The organism is Pseudomonas sp. MLB6B, assembly GCF_054508135.1.
The window spans coordinates 1,489,048-1,505,813 of the sequence record NZ_CP199313.1 but is presented as its reverse complement, the minus strand read 5'-3'; the positions used below and the strand labels follow the sequence as shown (position 1 = coordinate 1,505,813).

Genomic DNA, 16,766 nt, shown 5'->3' with positions numbered 1-16,766 from the left:
TAGAGGAAACGTCTCCACTGCCAGCAATCGGCAATGGGCCTTAGGCCCAAGTGGCAGACGGTATTACGCAAACAGGCTATGGGGCCTGGAGATAGACATTGCCGACAGCCTGCTTCCACAGGTATTGCAGCAAAAACAGACACATCTACAGCAGGCAACGCAGCTGCACCGATAGCCCTGCGTACGTCCGAGGCCGACGTACGCAGAGTCGATCGATCCTCAGGCCTTGGCCTGCCAGCGCCGGGTCAGGTACGCCGCGGTCACCACCAGGGCACCGCACAAACTGATCACCAGCGTCATGGGCACCGCACTGCCGTCGGCCAGCACGCCGACCAACGCGGCGGCGGCCGAGGCCACGCTGAACTGCAGGCAGCCCATCAGGGCCGAGGCGCTGCCGGCGCGAGCGCCTTTACCGGCCATGGCGCAAGCCGAAGCGTTGGGCACGATGCAGCCCAAGCTGGCGATGCAGACGAACAGCGGTACCAGCAGCGGCCACAACTGCACCGGGTGCAGAACGGCCATCGCCAGCAGCACCAGACCGCTGCCGAGATAGACCCACACCGCACGCGCCAGCAGCGTCGCAGGCCCCAGCCGCGAGAGCAGACGCGCGTTGACCTGCGCGGTTAGGATGAACCCCGCCGCGTTGATGCCGAACAGCCAGCCGTAATGCTCGGCCGGCACGCCATACAAGGTGATGAACACGAAGGGCGAGCCGGCGATGTAGGCGAACATGCCCGCGATGGCGATGCCGCCGGTCAGCGCGTGGCCGACGAAGACACGCTCACGCAGCAGGCGCAGGTAGGCGCTGCCTGCGCCGGACAGCGGTGCGCGCTTGATGTGCGCCGGCATGCTTTCCGGCAGGCCCAGCGCCACTGCCGCCAGGCAGGCGCCGCTGAACAACGCCAGAATTAGGAAGATCGCCTGCCAGCCGGCGCTGTTGACCAGCACACCGCCGAGCATGGGCGCGAGAATCGGCGCCAGGCCCATGACCAGCATCAATTGCGAGAAGACCTTGGCCGATTGCACAGCATCGCACGTGTCGCTGACGATGGCCCGCGACAGCACCATACCGGCGCAACCGCCCAGAGCCTGGACGAAACGCGCGGCGATCAGCGTCTCCAGGTTGGGCGCGAAGGCGCAGGCCAGCGAGGCCACCACGAACAGGCCGACACCGAACAGCAGCGGCCCGCGCCGGCCGTAGCGGTCGGCCACCGGGCCATAGGCCAGTTGGCCCAGGGACAGACCGAGGAAATACACGGCCAGGGTGGTCTGGATGTGTTCGGCGTCCGTGGCGAAAGCCAGGGCCATGGCCGGAAAGGCCGGCAGGTAGAAGTCGATCGCCAAAGGCCCGAACGCGCTGAGTGCGCCCAGGATGAGTACTGTTCGAAGGTTCATCGGTAATCCGTAGCAGGCTAAGCAAACGGCTCAGTCTACTCCTCCTGGCGGGGCCGAGGGGGGAAACCTGTCCCTAGGTGGGTAGGGGGAGCGGGGAAGAGAGGCGTTGTGGCTGTTGGGCCGGCGCTGCCGGCCATCGCGGCTAATCGGAGCGCCGAACCGGCCGCTCCTACAGGAATGCGGTTGGAGCGGCCATCGCGGCTGATCGGAGCACAGAATCGGACGCTCCAGCACAGTCGTGATCGTCAGGAGGATTTGGCTGCAAGCATGGGATCTCCCACAGAGTTCGGCATCCCTAGGGCGGCGGTCATGCTGGCCCACCTGTCATGGGCCGCTCCGCTGGACAGTCCTGGAGGGTGGCCAGCTCATCGTTCAGGCCGTGCGCGAAATCCAGCCTCAAGCAAGCTCCGCCGCATACCCTTCTTCCCGAATCAGCTCCAGAATCCGCTCACCCGCCAATCGACTGTCCACACACACTTGCTTACCGGCCAGGTCCACCTCGACCTTGGCGCCCGCATCCTCGGCCTGAACGGCCTGGGTCACGGCCTTCACGCAGTGGCCGCAGGTCATGCCTTGCACGTTGAATACTTGCATCGCTCGTCACCTCGCTGGAGTGGGTTGAGGGGCAGTCTCGACCTTGCCACGGCGGCAAGGTCAAGGGGCAATGTTTCACCGGGCTGGCAATCCGCGCGCGGCTCGGCCAAGCTGGGCGCTCGACGAGCGCATCGGCAGGAGACCTTTCATGATCAGGGCAGCATTGGGTGTTTTCGGACTGCTGGGCCTGCTGGCCAGCGCCCTCCCGGCCAGCGCCGAAGACAACGCGCAGTACAGCGTGCTGATCATTTCCCGCAGCCGCCTGGAAGTGGCGACCAATTGCGAGATCGGCATCTACCTGAACGACCAGTTGTCCGGGCGGCTGTTCCAGGAGCAATCGACCGCCTTCAACCTGCCGCCGGGCCCGGTGGACGTGCGCCTGCGCCTGCTGCCGGGGCAGGTCTCGGGGTGCAGCGCGGGGCTGGAGAACCAGCGCAACCAGCGTTTGAACCTCAAGGCCGGACAGATCGACAAGTACCGTATCGCCATCAGCCAGGACGGTCTTCACCTGACCCGCGCCGGCTTGGGCTATTGACCTTACCCGCATGGCAAGGTTGAAGCTGACGGCCTGATACCGGGAGTGAGCGCCATGTCTGCATCCACCACCTTCCAACTGCCCATCGTCGGCATGACCTGCGCCAGTTGCGCCGGCCGCGTCGAGCGCGCCCTGGCCAAGGTCAGCGGCGCCGAGGGCGTGAGTGTCAACCTCGCCACCGAACAGGCCCGCGTGCAAGCGCCCGCTGGCAGCCTGCCGGCCCTGCTCGAAGCGGTGCATACGGCGGGCTATCAAGTGCCGGTCCGTACCCTGGAATTGCAGATCGGCGGCATGACCTGCGCCTCGTGCGCCGGCCGTGTGGAACGCGCACTGAACAAGGTCCAGGGCGTGCGCCAGGTGAGCGTCAACCTGGCCAACGAGCGTGCGCACATCGAGCTGATCGCCAGCCTTGACGATGCACAGCTGGTCGATGCGGTAAGCAAGGCCGGTTACAACGCCAGCCTGCCCCATGCCGATAACGACGACGCTGCGTACGCCCAGCGCCGTTTGCGCAACGAGCGTCTAGCGGTATCGATCGCCGTGTTGCTCGCCTTGCCCCTGGTGTTGCCAATGCTGCTGCAGCCGTTCGGTGTGCACTGGATGCTACCGGCCTGGGCGCAGTTCGCGCTGGCTACGCCCGTGCAGTTCGTACTGGGCGCACGTTTCTATGTCGCCGCCTGGAAAGCCCTGCGCGCCGGGGCCGGCAACATGGACCTGCTGGTCGCCCTGGGCACCAGCGCCGGCTATGGCCTGAGCCTGTATCAGTGGGCCACGGCCGATGCCGGCATGCAGCCGCACCTGTACTTCGAAGCCAGCGCCGTAGTCATCGCTCTGGTACTGCTCGGCAAGTACCTGGAAAGCCGCGCCAAACGCCAGACCGCCAGCGCCATCCGTGCCTTGGAAGCGCTGCGCCCGGAACGTGCGGTGCGTCTGGTCGAGGGTCGCGAGGAAACGGTCGCCATCGACCAACTGCGTCTGGACGATCAAGTGCTGGTCAAACCGGGCGAACGCTTCCCGGTCGACGGTGAAGTGCTCGAAGGCCATAGCCACGCCGACGAAGCGCTGATCAGCGGCGAAAGCCTCCCGGTGCCCAAGCAGCCTGGCGACCGTGTGACGGGCGGCGCCATCAACGGCGAAGGTCGGCTGGTGGTGCGCACCCAGGCGCTAGGCGCCGAATCCGTGCTGGCGCGGATCATCCGACTGGTCGAGGACGCCCAGTCGGCCAAGGCGCCGATCCAGAAACTGGTCGACCGGGTCAGCCAGGTGTTCGTCCCGACCGTGCTGGTACTGGCGCTGCTGACCCTGCTCGGCTGGTGGCTGAGCGGCGCAGCCTTGGACGCGGCGCTGATCAACGCCGTGGCCGTGCTGGTGATCGCCTGCCCCTGCGCCTTGGGCCTGGCGACCCCCGCGGCGATCATGGCCGGCACCGGCGTCGCTGCCCGGCACGGCATTCTAATCAAGGATGCCGAAGCGCTGGAGCGCGCCCATGCGGTCGACCGGGTGGTGTTCGACAAGACCGGCACCCTCACCTCCGGCGCCCCGCGCATCGTCCACAGCCAGGCCGCCCAGGGCGACCTCGACGACGCTCTGCGCCTGGCCGGTGCCCTGCAACGCGGTAGCGAACATCCGCTGGCCAAGGCCGTACTGGAACAGTGCCGCGAGCAAGGGCTGGAGGTGCCGCCCGTGGCGGACAGCCAGTCGCTGACCGGACGCGGCATTGCCGGGCGCGTGGAGGGCCGGGAACTGGCCTTGGGCAACCGCCGCCTGCTCGAGGAAACCGGCCTGAGCGCCGACCGCCTGGCCGGCGACGCCCATACATGGGAGGGCGAAGGCCGCACCTTGTCCTGGCTGGTCGAACGCGGCCCCACGCCGCGCCTGCTGGCACTGTTCGCCTTCGGCGACAGCCTCAAGCCCGGTGCACGCCAGGCCATTCAGGCATTGCATGCGCAACGCATCAGCAGCCACCTGCTGACCGGCGACAACCGCGGCAGCGCTCAAGTGGTGGCGCAGGCCCTGGGCATCGACGACGTGCACGCCGAAGTGCTGCCCGCCGACAAGGCCGCCCATGTGGCCCGGCTCAAGGCCGATGGCGTGGTGGCGATGGTCGGCGACGGCATCAACGACGCCCCGGCCCTGGCTGCGGCCGACATCGGCATCGCCATGGGCGGCGGCACCGACGTCGCCATGCAGGCCGCCGGCATTACTCTGATGCGCGGCGATCCGCGCCTGGTGCCGGCGGCCCTGGAGATCAGCCGCAAGACCTACGCCAAGATCCGCCAGAACCTGTTCTGGGCGTTCATCTACAACCTGGTGGGCATTCCCCTGGCGGCCCTGGGCTACCTCAACCCCGTATTGGCCGGTGCGGCGATGGCGCTGTCGAGCGTCAGCGTGGTGGGTAACGCCCTGTGGCTGAACACCTGGCGCCCTGCCGCACTTCCCTCGGAGCACCCATGATGAACATCGGTCAAGCCGCCCGCCGCAGCGGGCTCAGCGCCAAGATGATCCGCCATTACGAAGCCATCGGCCTGCTCGCCCCGGCTGCGCGCAGCGACAGCGGCTACCGCCTGTACCAGGCCGAAGACCTGCACCGCCTGGCCTTCATCAAGCGCTCCCGCGACCTGGGTTTCTCCCTGGACGAAGTGGCGCGCCTGTTGACCCTCTGGCAGGACGGCCAACGCGCCAGCGCCGACGTCAAGGCCCTGGCCCAGCGCCACATCGAGACCCTGGACCGGCGCATCGCCGAACTGCACAGCCTGCGCGACACCTTGGGCGAACTGGTCGCCGGCTGCCAGGGCGACGATCGCCCAGATTGCCCCATCCTCAAAGACCTGGCCCAGGGGCACGGCCACTGAACGGGCGCGCGAATCCCGGGCCGGCACGTGCCCGCCGGCCCGCCTCTACTCTGAATACGACACATCCAGTTCCAGGAACGACCGGAGCCAATGAACGGGCGAATTCACCTTTACCAAAACGGTCGTCTGCCGATGCCCTGACACGGGCGACGTTCGCTCCGTACTCGATGTCTGGAGCGTGAATGAATATCAAACAAAAACTCACCTTGGCCTTCGCTGTGATCGCAGGCCTGCCCATCGTTCTGGTCGCCGTTTTGGTGATCGTCAACCTGCGCGATGACGCCCGCGACGCTTTCGTCGACGGCAGCACCCGGGAAATCCGTCAGGTCAGCAACGCCATGCAACTGTTCTTCAAGGGCATCGACCAGAACGTCGAGTTCCTGGCCCAGCAGCCGCTGCTGGCGGCCTCGGGCAGCAACCTCAACAAGTACCTGACCGCCGACGCCTCCAACGTACTGGGCGAACAGGACCAGCGCGTGCTGGCGCTGCTCCAGCAACTGGGCGCCAGCCACCCGCAGTACGCCTACATGGCCTATGCCGTGTCCGACGGCGGCTACGTGGGCTACCCGGCCGGGCAGAAACTGTCGAGCTACGACCCCCGCCCGCGGCCCTGGTACCAGCTGGCCGTGGCCAACCCCGGCAAGACCTTGCGCACCGACGCCTATTACTGGGCCGCCGACGACGCCGTGCTGATCAGCACCGTGCGCACGGTGGCCAACCCCCTGGGCAGTAGCGGAGGCGTGGTCAACATCGACGTGTCGCTCAATGGCCTGACGGACCTGGTGAAGAACATCAAGATCGGCGAAAGCGGCTACCTGATGCTGGTCGAGCGCAATGGCAACGTGCTGGTCGATCCCCACGACGCCGCGCACAACTTCAAGCAGCTCGACAGCCTGGGCGGCGACTACGCGACCCTGGCCAAGGCCGGCAAGGGCCGGCATGAGGTCGAACTCAACGGCGAGCGCTACATGGCCAACGTCTACACCGACGACACCCTGGGCTGGACCTTCATCGGCCTGATCCAGGAAAGTGAAGTGATGCAGGGCAGCACCCGTCTGAGTTGGCTGATCGGCATCATCACCCTGGTGCTGGCCGGCCTCTTCGCGCTGGCGGGCACCGCTTTCGCCAACGTCATCGTGCGCCCCATCGACGGCGTGAGCCGCGGCCTGGAAGACATCGCCCAGGGCGAAGGCGACCTGACCCGCAGCCTGACGGTACAGGGCCGCGACGAAACCGCGCGGCTGGCCAGTTGGTTCAACCAGTTCCTCGGCGTGATCCGTAGCCTGATCCAGCACATCGGCGGCTCAGCGAACAAGATCCTCGAAGCTTCCGCCACCGCCACTCGAGTCTCCAACGACATGGCCGACGCCGCCGGCCGCCAGCGCGAAGCGGTGGACATGGTCTCCACCGCCTTCCACGAGATGGTCGCCACCGCCAACGAAGTCGCGCGTTCGTGCAGCCAGGCCGCGCAGTCGGCCGACAGCGGCCAGTTGCAGGCCCGCGAAGGCCAGGCGCAGATCGATGCAGCGGTGTCGAGCGTCGACCGCCTGAGCCAGGAGATCGAACAGTCGGCGCAGTCGATCCAGCAACTGGAGCGCGACAGCAACGCCATCCAGTCGATCCTCGGCACCATCCGCTCGATCGCCGAGCAGACCAACCTGCTGGCGCTCAACGCCGCCATCGAAGCGGCGCGGGCCGGCGAGCAAGGCCGCGGCTTTGCGGTGGTGGCCGACGAAGTGCGCGCCCTGGCCAAGCGCACCGCCGACTCCACCGCCGAGATCGACGGCCTGCTGGGCAACCTGGCGAGCCGCACAGCCGAAGTGGCCGGGCAGATGCACGCCAGCCTGGAAGTGTCGGTGCAGTCGGTGACGCGCATCGGCATGGCACGCGACAGCTTCGGCCAGATCCGCGAATCGGTGGACGTGATCCGCGACATGAACACGCAGATCGCCACCGCCGCCGAAGAGCAGCACCAGGTGGCCGAGGACATCAACCGGCACATCGCGCAGATCCACGGCGATGCGCAACGGGTCGCGGAACTGGCCCATTCGGCGCGTGAGGACTCGGCGAACCTGGCAGGGTTCTCCAACGAACTGGACACGCTGGTCAAGCGTTTCCGCACCTGAAACCAACCTGGCGCGCGCCCTGACCGGCGTGCGTCAACCGTGCTGCATACGCTCTACACGACAATCGTTGCTTCGCCCACACCACTGCCTTGCCAGACAACAACAAGCCGGAGCGTAGTAGATGAACATCAAGCACAAACTCACCTGGGCCTTCGCCGTCATCGCCGGTTTGCCGATCGCCGTGGTCGCGGCCATCGTCGTGTTCAACCTGCGCGACGAAGCACGCGACGATTTCGTGGAAAACAGCAGCCGCGAGATTCGCCAAGTCGGCAATGCCATGAGCCTCTTCTTCAAGGGCATCGACGAAAACGTCCAGTATCTGGCCGCGCAACCGATGCTCGCAGCGGCAGGCGCCGACCTCAACAAGTACATGGCGGCCAAGCCGTCCTACGAACTGACCGCTCCCTCGCAAGAGATGCTGGCGGCGTTCGACCGCATGGCCAAGACCCACCCGGCCTACGCCTACGTTTCTTACGCAGTGTCGGATGGCGGTTACGTCGGCTGGCCGAAGAGCGACAAGCTCGACGGCTACGATCCACGCGTGCGCCCTTTCTACAAGTCGGCGATGAGCGCACCGGGCAAACCGGTGCGTTCGGCCGCCTACTACTGGGCCCCCGACGACATGACGCTGATCGCCACCGGCATGACCGTGGCCAACACCTTCGGCGCCAACGGCGGGGTGATCAACGTCGACGTCTCGCTCAACGGCCTGACCGACATGGTGAAGAAGATCAAGCTCGGCGAGAGCGGCTTCCTCATGCTGGTGGAGAACAACGGCAACATCCTGGTCGACGCCCACGACGCCAGCCACAACTTCAAGCAGCTCGACAGCCTGGGCGGCGACTATGCGACCCTGGCCAAGGCCGGCAAGGGCATGCAGGAAGTGGAAATCGAAGGCGTGCGCTACATGGCCAACGTCTACCCCGACGAGCAACTGGGCTGGACCTTCATCGGCCTGATCGAGCAAGGCGAAGTGATGCAGAGCGCCACCCGCCTGAGCTGGGTCATCGGCACCATCGCCCTGGTGCTGGCGGTGCTGTTCGCCATCGTCGGCGCGACCTTCGCCAAGCTCATCGTGCGGCCGATCAACAGCGTCAGCAGCGGCCTGGAAGACATCGCCCAGGGCGAAGGCGACCTGACCCGCAGCCTGGAAGTGCGCGGGCGCGACGAAACCGCGCAGTTGGCCGGCTGGTTCAACCAGTTCCTCGGTGCCATCCGCAGCCTGATCCAGAACATCGGCGTGTCCGCGAGCAAGATCCTCAGTTCCTCGGCCAACGCCACCCGGGTGTCCGGCGACATGGCCGATGCGGCCGGGCGCCAGCGCGAGGCGGTGGATATGGTTTCCACCGCCTTCCACGAGATGGTCGCCACGGCCAACGAAGTGGCGCGCTCGTGCAGCCAGGCCGCGCAGTCGGCCGACAGCGGCCAGTTGCAGGCCCGCGAGGGCCAGGCGCAGATCGATGCGGCGGTGTCGAGCGTCGACCGTCTGAGCCAGGAGATCGAGCAGTCGGCGCAGTCGATCCAGCAACTGGAGCGCGACAGCAACGCCATCCAGTCGATCCTCGGCACCATCCGCTCGATCGCCGAACAAACCAACCTGCTGGCGCTCAACGCCGCCATCGAAGCGGCGCGGGCCGGCGAGCAAGGCCGCGGCTTTGCGGTGGTGGCCGACGAAGTGCGCGCCCTGGCCAAACGCACCGCCGACTCCACCGCCGAGATCGACGGCCTATTGGGCAACCTGGCCAGCCGCACCGCCGAAGTGGCCGGGCAGATGCATGCCAGCCTGGAGGTGTCGGTGCAGTCGGTGACGCGCATCGGCATGGCGCGTGACAGCTTCGGGCAGATCCGCGACTCGGTGGACGTGATCCGCGACATGAACACGCAGATTGCCACCGCCGCCGAAGAGCAGCACCAGGTGGCCGAGGACATCAACCGGCACATCGCGCAGATCCATGGTGATGCGCAGTTGGTGGCCGAACTGGCGCAGGCGGCGCGGCAGGATTCGCAGAGCCTGGCGGGGTTGTCCAACGAGCTGGATGCGTTGGTGCGACGGTTCCGCACCTGAGGGACGGGCCGGCGGTGCCGACCCTCCCCGCTCACATCAACGTTCGACGATCACCGTCACGCCTTGCCCACCGGCCGCGCAGATCGAGATCAGCCCGCGGCCTTTGCCGGCTTTGGACAACAGCTTGGCCAGGTGCGCCAGGATACGTCCGCCCGTCGCGGCGAACGGATGCCCGGCCGCCAGCGAGCTGCCCTTGACGTTCAGCTTGCTGCGGTCGATGGCGCCCAGGGCGCCGTCCAGGCCCAGGCGGGTGCGGCAGAACTCCTCGTCTTCCCAAGCTTTGAGGGTGCACAGCACTTGGGCGGCGAAGGCTTCGTGGATTTCGTAGTAGTCGAAATCCTGCAGGCTCAGGCCGTTGCGCGCCAGCAGGCGCGGCACGGCATACACAGGCGCCATGAGCAGCCCTTCCTTGCCGTCGACGAAATCCACCGCGGCGGTTTCCCCATCCACCAGGTAGGCCTGTACCGGCAGACCGCGCTCGGCCGCCCAGTCTTCGCTGGCCAACAGCACCAGCGAAGCGCCGTCGGTGAGCGGTGTGGAGTTGCCCGCAGTCAGCGTGCCCTTTTCGCTGCGTTCGAAAGCCGGTTTGAGCCGGCCGAGCTGTTGCAGGCTGAGGTCGGGACGCAGGTTGTTGTCGCGCACCAGCCCCAGGTAGGGCGTGAGCAGGTCGTCGTGCCAGCCTTCGGCGTAGGACGCGGCCAATCGCTGGTGGCTGTGCAGGGCCAGCTCGTCCTGGGCGCTGCGCTCGATGTGCCAGGTCTGCGCCATGCGCTCGCAATGCTCACCCATCGACAGCCCCGTGCGTGGTTCGCCGTTGCGCGGCAGCTCGGGCTTGAGCTGGGCCGGGCGTAGGCCGAGCAAGGGGCTGAGGCGCTGGCCCAGGCTTTTGCCGCGGCTGGCGGCGAGCAGGATGCGGCGCAGCTTTTCGTTGACCGCGATGGGCGCGTCGGACGTGGTGTCGACGCCGCCGGCGACGGCGCAGTCGATCTGCCCCAGGGCGATCTTGTTGGCCACCAGCAGGGCCGCTTCCAGGCCGGTGCCGCAGGCCTGCTGCACGTCGTAGGCCGGGGTCTGCGGCGACAGGCGCGAGCCGAGCACGCATTCGCGGGTCAGGTTCATGTCGCGCGAATGCTTGAGCACCGCCCCGGCCACGACTTCGCCCAGGCGCAAGCCGTGCAGCCGATACCGCTCGACCAGCCCTTCGAGCGCGGCGGTGAGCATCGCCTGGTTGCTCGCAGTGGCATAGGCGCCATTGGAGCGGGCGAAGGGGATGCGATTGCCGCCCAGAATGGCGACCCGACGAGTGCTGCGCATGGCTGCGTTCCTCCTGAAACTCAATGGTCGGCCCGGTCATGGGGCCGCTTTGTAAACCGCTACGATAGACGCTGGCGCCGCCGGCGCGCAGGGTCGGTGTCGACGTTCGCGCGCGCCAGGCTGCGCTGCCAGGCCCGGCGCAACACTCTCCGTGCCGTACGCTTGCCGTGGCGATGCGGATTTTTCACCGGTTCGAACGACCCACCGGCGAAGTGGGTCCACACTGCATGTTTGCCCTTCCAGGAGACCTTCCCCATGAGCGATCGCTACATCGGCTTTGCCAACTCCGCCCTCGGTCGACGCGTGGTCGACACCCTCGGCCTGCCCCAACCCGCGTCGCTGGAGCGCTGGCAAGCGGGGCGCATGCGCCCGGTCGAGGGCGCTCTGATACTGGGCGGCGGGCCGCTGGCGCAGCAGGTGCTGAGCCTGGGCAAAAGCCTTGGCGACGAGCTCTACTGCTACGAAAGCGCCGACCTGCAGGCGCCGGTCTGGGTCGCCGGCCTTGGCAAGAAAGCCAAGGCCGTGGTGTTCGACGCCAGTCACCTGTCCGACAGCGACCAACTGCGGCAGTTGCGCGAATTCTTCCAGCCGCTGATGCGCAGCCTGGCGCCCAGCGCCCATGTGGTGATCCTCGGGCGCCCGCCCGAGGACGTGAGCGAGCTGTCGGCCAGCATCGCGCAACGCGCGCTGGAAGGCTTCAGCCGTTCGCTGGCCAAGGAACTGCGCAACGGCGCCACCGCGCAGTTGCTCTACGTTAGCCCAGACGCCGAGGCGCAGCTCGAAGGCGCCCTGCGCTTCTTCCTCTCGCCCAAAAGTGCGTTCGTTTCCGGCCAGGTCTTGCGCCTCACGGCCTGCGACGCGCAGGTCAGCGATTGGAGCCGCCCATTGGCTGGGCGCCGTGCCTTGGTGACGGGTGCGGCCCGCGGCATCGGTGCCTCGATCGCCGAAACCCTGGCCCGCGATGGTGCAGAGCTGGTGCTGCTCGATGTGCCCGCTGCGCAGAAAGACCTCGACGCCCTGGCCGCGCGCCTCGGCGCCCGCACCCTGGCCCTGGACATCTGCGCGGACGATGCGGCCGCGCAACTGATCGATGCCCTGCCCGAGGGCGTCGACATTCTGGTGCACAACGCCGGCATCACCCGCGACAAGACCCTGGCCAACATGACTCCCGACTATTGGGATTCGGTGCTGGCGGTCAACCTCAAGGCCCCGCAACGACTAACGCAAGCCCTGCTCGACGCCGGCCGCCTGGGCAGCGCCGCGCGCGTCGTGCTGCTCGCCTCGGTCAGCGGCATCGCGGGCAACCGCGGGCAGACCAACTACGCGGCCAGCAAAGCCGGGCTGATCGGCCTGGCCCAGGCCATGGCGCCCCAGCTCGCGGCCCATGGCGCGACCATCAACGCCGTGGCCCCCGGCTTCATCGAAACCCACATGACCGCTGCCATGCCCATGGGCCTGCGCGAAGCGGGCCGGCGTCTCAGTTCGCTGGGCCAGGGCGGGCGGCCACAGGATGTCGCCGAGGCAGTGGCCTGGCTTGGCCAGGCCGGCAGCGGCGCGATCACCGGCCAGGCGCTGCGGGTCTGCGGCCAAGCACTGATGGGAGCCTGAAATGACTCGACCCTGGCTCGACCTGCACGCGCCCGATGCGCGTGCCAGCCTTTACCTGCGCGCCGTGGGCAAGCGCAAGATCAGCGGCACTGACTTGCCCGCCCAGGGCCTGCGTTGCTACCTGCGGGTGCAACCGCAGAACCTCGCGGCCTATCGCAACCTGTGCCATTTCCCGGACGACGGCCGCTTACCGGCCACCTATCCGCATGTGATGGCCTTCGACCTGCAACTGCAACTGCTGACCCGCGCCGACTTCCCCTTCCCCCTGTTGGGGCTGGTGCATTTGTACAATGGCATCGAGGTCTACCGGCCGCTGGGCGGTGTGGATGGCCTGCACGTGCAGGTCTGGGCCGAGAACCTGCAGCGCCACGCCAAGGGCGGCACCTTCGACCTGATCAGCGAGGCCCGCGACGGCCTGGGCCTGCTCTGGCGCGAGACCAGCCGTATGCTGGTGCGCGGCCTCAAGCTCGAAACGCCGGTCCTGGAGGCGTCCGAACCAGACCCTTCGAAGTCCGCGGAGGCGACAGGCCTCGACGCCACGGCCATGCCGCCGGTGACCGAGCCGGCACCGGCCACGCCCGCAACCGAACTGGACGCCACCGCCGTTCCGCCGCTCGAAGAGCCGGCCGACATCGCGGCCATGGCAGCGCCCGAGCCAGCCGCCACCGACGGCCCGACATGCTTGGTCGAAGCCACGCGCTGGTACGCCGACAGCGACATCGGCCGGCGTTACGCCAAGGTCGCTGGCGACTACAACCCCATCCACCTGAGCGCCTTGAGCGCCCGCCTGTTCGGCTTCCCCAGCGCCATCGCCCATGGCATGTGGAACCAGGCCATGGCGCTGGCGGCGCTGCGCACGCACCTGCCCAAAGCGGGCTACCGCTTCGAGGTCGACTTCCACCAACCCGTACGTCTGCCTGCCGAAGTGGTACTCAGCGCGAGCCCCGCAGGGCCATCCGGGACGCTGTGTCTGGAAGGCAAGGAGCAGCGCCTGCACATGTCTGGTCGCTGGACCGCGCTGTGAGGTGACCGGGCCTGCCTTGGCATCGGCGCGCTTGCTTTGCGGCGGAGCGCGCCGGAAGCTATGCGGCCAAGGAGACCTTCATGAACCTGCAAGAACTGACCGAACGCCTGCACCGCATCCGCGACGCCAACCACTGGCAACGCTTCCACAGCCCGAAGAACCTGGCCATGGCCGCCAGCGTGGAAATGGCCGAGCTGGTGGAAATCTTTCAGTGGCTGAGCGAAGACGAATCGCGCCGCCTGCCGCCCGAGCAACTGGCCCACGCCGGCCAGGAAATCGGCGACGTGGTGCTCTATCTGCTGCTGATGTGCAGCGAGCTGGGCCTGGACATGGACCAGGTGGTGCGCGCCAAGCTGGCCGACAGCGAACGGCGGTTCGCCAAATGAACGACCGCCATTTCGATGAGCTGGCCACCCGTTTCGCAGAGAAGATCTACGGCGGCGCCAAGGGTGCCATCCGCTTGGCGGTGTTGCAGGCCGACCTGACAGAAGCGCTGCCGGCGCGCCCTCTGCGGGTGTTGGACATCGGCGCGGGCTTGGGCCACATGGCCTTGTGGCTGGCCCAGAACGGCCATGAGGTGACCCTCGCCGAACCCGCCACGCCAATGCTCGAAGGCGCCCGCCAGCGATTCGCCGACGCCGGCCAGACGGCCACGTTCGTGCAGGCGCCCTGGCAGACGCTGAGCGAGCACGTACAGGCGCCCTACGATCTGGTGCTGTGCCATGCCGTGCTGGAGTGGCTCGCCGAGCCGCAGGACATCTTGCCGACCCTGCACCGCCTGTGCGCCGCCGACGGCCACTTGTCGCTGGCTTTCTACAACCGCGACGCGCTGGTCTACCGCAACCTGGTCAAGGGCCATTTCCGCAAGCTGCGCACCAATCAGCTGGCCGGCGAAAAGCAGAGCCTGACCCCGCAACGCCCGCTCGACCCGCGGGAACTGCGCACGCAACTTGCACCCCAGTGGCAGGTCTTACAGGAAAGCGGCGTCAGAGTCTTTCATGACTACATGCCCAGGGAATTCCAGGACAAAGCCGCCCTGGCCGACCTGCTGGACATGGAGCTGGCCCATCGGCGCCATCCCGCCTTCGCCGGGCTTGGCCGTTACCTGCACTGGATCTGCCGACCGCGCTGAGCGGTCGACGCCCAGGAGGACACATGTTCAATCGTCTGTTGTGCTTGGCCTTGCTGCCCATCGCCCTGGCCGGTTGCCAGGGTGCCAACCCCTACGTGGCCAGCAGCCGGCCTTTGCCCCCCGCCCCGCCGCAGGCCGCCACCACGTTCGACGCCAGCGCCTACCCGGCCCCGACCCGCGACTACGGGCGCTACCGCAGTTGGGCCTGGCGCGATGGCCGTCTGCCACGCGGCAGCGTCAACAGCGATCCTGGGCAGATGGCGCAGATGGTCGCCGAGTCGCTCGACCAGCAAGGCCTACGCCCGGCCCGCTCGGGCCAGCCCGACCTGCTGGTCAGTGCCGACCTGCGCACCGAGCGCCGCACGCGCCAAGTGCGCGACTACGACAGCTACGATCCCTACTACAATCGCCCCTATGGCGGCGTCGGCTATGGCGGCTACCGCGACGGCTACGGCGCTTATGGCAGCGTGCCGATCGTGCGCACCTATCAGGTGGATGTCAGCGTGGTGCACATCGAGCTGTTGGATGCCCGCGATGGCCAGGCCGTCTGGAGCGCCAGCGCCGAAACCGGCGCTGGCGGACGATCCATCCGTGACCGCGAGAACGCCTTGCGCCAGACCGTGCAGAAGGCGCTCAGCGGTTATCCCCCACGTTGACGTTCGGAGACATCACCATGCTGCGCCCTCTCGCTGTACTGGCCTGCGCACTTCTGCTGGGCGCCTGTGCCAACACCAACGTGCAACAGGACTACGACGCCAGCCGGGACTTCGCCGGTTACCGCAGTTGGGCCTGGCAGGAACCGGCCTTGCAATACCGCCCGGACGACCCGCGCATCAAGAGCGACCTCACCGAGCAGCGCATCCGTCAGGCAGTGGCCGGGCAGCTCGACCAGCGCGGTTTGCGCCCGGCCCAGGCCGGCAGTGGTGCCGACGTCAAGGCCCGCGCCTACCTGATCGTCGAAGACCGCCAACGCGAAATCACCACCAACTACGGTGGTGCCTGGGGTGGCTATTGGAATGGCTACTGGGGCGGGCCGATGTTCAACGAGACGCGTAGCGTCGACTACAAGGTGGCGACCATCCAGGTCGATCTGTTCGACGGTCGCGATGGCAAGCTGGTCTGGCGCGGCAGCGCTGAGCAGATGATGAGCAATTACCCCCCCACCCCTCAGGAGCGCAGCGCAGCGATTCAGAAGACCGTCACCCAGTTGATGAGCAACTATCCACCTCGGTGATGACGGTGGAGGCAGCGGTGCAGCGTACGTCCTAAGTAGTGACCGCGCCCTGGCCTTCGCTTCGACGGGCAAACGCAATGGACACGAATCTGATGGCGGCGGCCAATGCCGACGCTGGTTTCCCGTGGCCTTTTGCAGCGCCAGAGAAAGTCGATGTATAGCGTTCTAAATGCAAATCATACGGTTTCGGGCGCGATTCACAGGAAACCAACACAGTTGACGCTTAAAACAACGGATCAGATACAGTTCTCTCTCCTTTTCGTCATTTGCGTCTAGCGCCCCTTCTGTTCGCGTCTACCCTAATGCCTAAGTTGTAGGAAATTTCTTCAGATAATGGCCTGTAATCCGCGATGCCAAGACCGGTGACCTGCATGGCATCGTTTCAGAACAAGGATGGCAATCGTCGATGCACAGCATGGTTCTCTTGATGTGGCTGGCTTTGTGTAGCGAACAGGATGTGCGCGAGCGGCAGATCTCCGAATACCTGACCCTGGGCGTCGGCGCCTGCGCCTTGCTTTGGCTGTTCGCTACGGGCCATAGCTGGCTGGGGGCGGAATCGAGCGATGCCGGCTGGGGTCTGGCCATCGTCATGCTGCTGACCCTGCCAGGCTATTGGTTGGCCCGGCTCGGCGCCAGCGATGTGAAGCTGCTGGCGACGCTGGCCGTGGCCAGCAGCCATGAATACGTGCTCGGTACGTTCATCGGTGCGGGCGTTTGCGTGGTGGTCTGGCTGTTGTTTCGCCGCCGTCTGCTGGGCCTGCTCAACCCCAAGATCAAGAAACGGCTCCAGGCCATGGCCGAGCGCATGAATGAAAGGCAGCCGTTCGCCCCCTATGTATTGGTGGGGTTCGTGCTGACCTCGGTGTGGATCCAGTGATACGCACAAT

General features: G+C 66.8%; 16 protein-coding genes. 12 read left to right on the top strand and 4 right to left on the bottom strand.

What is annotated here, in order from left to right; all coding sequences use genetic code 11:
• Positions 1–219: 219 nt before the first annotated feature.
• Both ACSMEV_RS06485 and ACSMEV_RS06480 read right to left on the bottom strand, forming a co-directional pair.
• Complete coding sequence (locus tag ACSMEV_RS06485; protein WP_459207705.1) at positions 220–1,395, bottom strand: multidrug effflux MFS transporter; 1,176 nt, start codon at positions 1,393–1,395, stop codon at positions 220–222.
• Between the two features lie 396 nt (positions 1,396–1,791).
• Positions 1,792–1,989 carry a heavy-metal-associated domain-containing protein gene (locus ACSMEV_RS06480; protein WP_459207704.1) on the bottom strand — a complete coding sequence of 66 codons (198 nt, stop codon included), beginning with the start codon at positions 1,987–1,989 and terminating at the stop codon, positions 1,792–1,794.
• Between the two features lie 148 nt (positions 1,990–2,137).
• Here ACSMEV_RS06480 and ACSMEV_RS06475 point away from each other — a divergent pair, with 148 nt between their 5' ends.
• The 5 genes from ACSMEV_RS06475 (at position 2,138) to ACSMEV_RS06455 (ending at position 9,567) form a co-directional block, all read left to right on the top strand.
• Positions 2,138–2,524, top strand: a complete 387-nt coding sequence (locus ACSMEV_RS06475; protein ID WP_296269374.1) for a hypothetical protein — start codon at positions 2,138–2,140, stop codon at positions 2,522–2,524.
• A 54-nt stretch (positions 2,525–2,578) separates the two neighbouring features.
• The gene (locus ACSMEV_RS06470) at positions 2,579–4,978 is read left to right on the top strand and encodes a heavy metal translocating P-type ATPase (protein WP_459207703.1); all 2,400 of its coding nucleotides are present in this window, start codon (positions 2,579–2,581) and stop codon (positions 4,976–4,978) included.
• Positions 4,978–5,376 (top strand): Cu(I)-responsive transcriptional regulator, encoded by a 399-nt coding sequence (cueR, locus tag ACSMEV_RS06465; protein ID WP_459208296.1) that lies wholly within the window; start codon positions 4,978–4,980, stop codon positions 5,374–5,376. Before ACSMEV_RS06470 ends, cueR begins: the two co-directional genes overlap by 1 nt.
• A 182-nt stretch (positions 5,377–5,558) precedes the next feature.
• Entirely contained in the window at positions 5,559–7,502 is a 1,944-nt protein-coding gene (locus ACSMEV_RS06460) for a methyl-accepting chemotaxis protein (RefSeq protein WP_459207702.1), read from the top strand.
• A gap of 121 nt (positions 7,503–7,623) precedes the next feature.
• The gene (locus ACSMEV_RS06455) at positions 7,624–9,567 is read left to right on the top strand and encodes a methyl-accepting chemotaxis protein (RefSeq protein ID WP_459207701.1); all 1,944 of its coding nucleotides are present in this window, start codon (positions 7,624–7,626) and stop codon (positions 9,565–9,567) included.
• A gap of 36 nt (positions 9,568–9,603) precedes the next feature.
• Here the strand turns inward: ACSMEV_RS06455 and ACSMEV_RS06450 are convergent, their stop codons facing one another.
• Entirely contained in the window at positions 9,604–10,881 is a 1,278-nt protein-coding gene (locus ACSMEV_RS06450) for an acetyl-CoA C-acetyltransferase (RefSeq protein WP_459207700.1), read from the bottom strand.
• A gap of 59 nt (positions 10,882–10,940) precedes the next feature.
• On the bottom strand, positions 10,941–11,138 hold the full coding sequence (locus ACSMEV_RS06445; RefSeq protein WP_459207699.1) for a hypothetical protein: 198 nt from the start codon (positions 11,136–11,138) through the stop codon (positions 10,941–10,943).
• Here ACSMEV_RS06445 and ACSMEV_RS06440 point away from each other — a divergent pair.
• From ACSMEV_RS06440 to ACSMEV_RS06410, 7 genes are all read left to right on the top strand, one after another.
• A complete protein-coding gene (locus ACSMEV_RS06440) occupies positions 11,137–12,489 on the top strand; it encodes a 3-oxoacyl-ACP reductase (RefSeq protein ID WP_459207698.1) in 1,353 nt (450 codons plus the stop codon). The genes ACSMEV_RS06445 and ACSMEV_RS06440 overlap by 2 nt on opposite strands.
• Position 12,490: 1 nt before the next feature.
• Positions 12,491–13,513 (top strand): MaoC family dehydratase, encoded by a 1,023-nt coding sequence (locus ACSMEV_RS06435; protein ID WP_459207697.1) that lies wholly within the window; start codon positions 12,491–12,493, stop codon positions 13,511–13,513.
• 80 nt (positions 13,514–13,593) lie between these two features.
• Positions 13,594–13,899, top strand: a complete 306-nt coding sequence (locus tag ACSMEV_RS06430; RefSeq protein ID WP_459207696.1) for a nucleotide pyrophosphohydrolase — start codon at positions 13,594–13,596, stop codon at positions 13,897–13,899.
• A complete protein-coding gene (locus tag ACSMEV_RS06425; protein ID WP_459207695.1) occupies positions 13,896–14,645 on the top strand; it encodes a methyltransferase in 750 nt (249 codons plus the stop codon). Before ACSMEV_RS06430 ends, ACSMEV_RS06425 begins: the two co-directional genes overlap by 4 nt.
• 23 nt (positions 14,646–14,668) lie before the next feature.
• Positions 14,669–15,301, top strand: coding sequence for a DUF4136 domain-containing protein (locus tag ACSMEV_RS06420; RefSeq protein WP_459207694.1), 633 nt, complete (start codon positions 14,669–14,671; stop codon positions 15,299–15,301).
• A gap of 17 nt (positions 15,302–15,318) precedes the next feature.
• On the top strand, positions 15,319–15,879 hold the full coding sequence (locus tag ACSMEV_RS06415) for a DUF4136 domain-containing protein (protein WP_459207693.1): 561 nt from the start codon (positions 15,319–15,321) through the stop codon (positions 15,877–15,879).
• A 406-nt stretch (positions 15,880–16,285) separates the two neighbouring features.
• Complete coding sequence (locus ACSMEV_RS06410) at positions 16,286–16,756, top strand: A24 family peptidase (protein ID WP_459207692.1); 471 nt, start codon at positions 16,286–16,288, stop codon at positions 16,754–16,756.
• Positions 16,757–16,766: the final 10 nt, after the last annotated feature.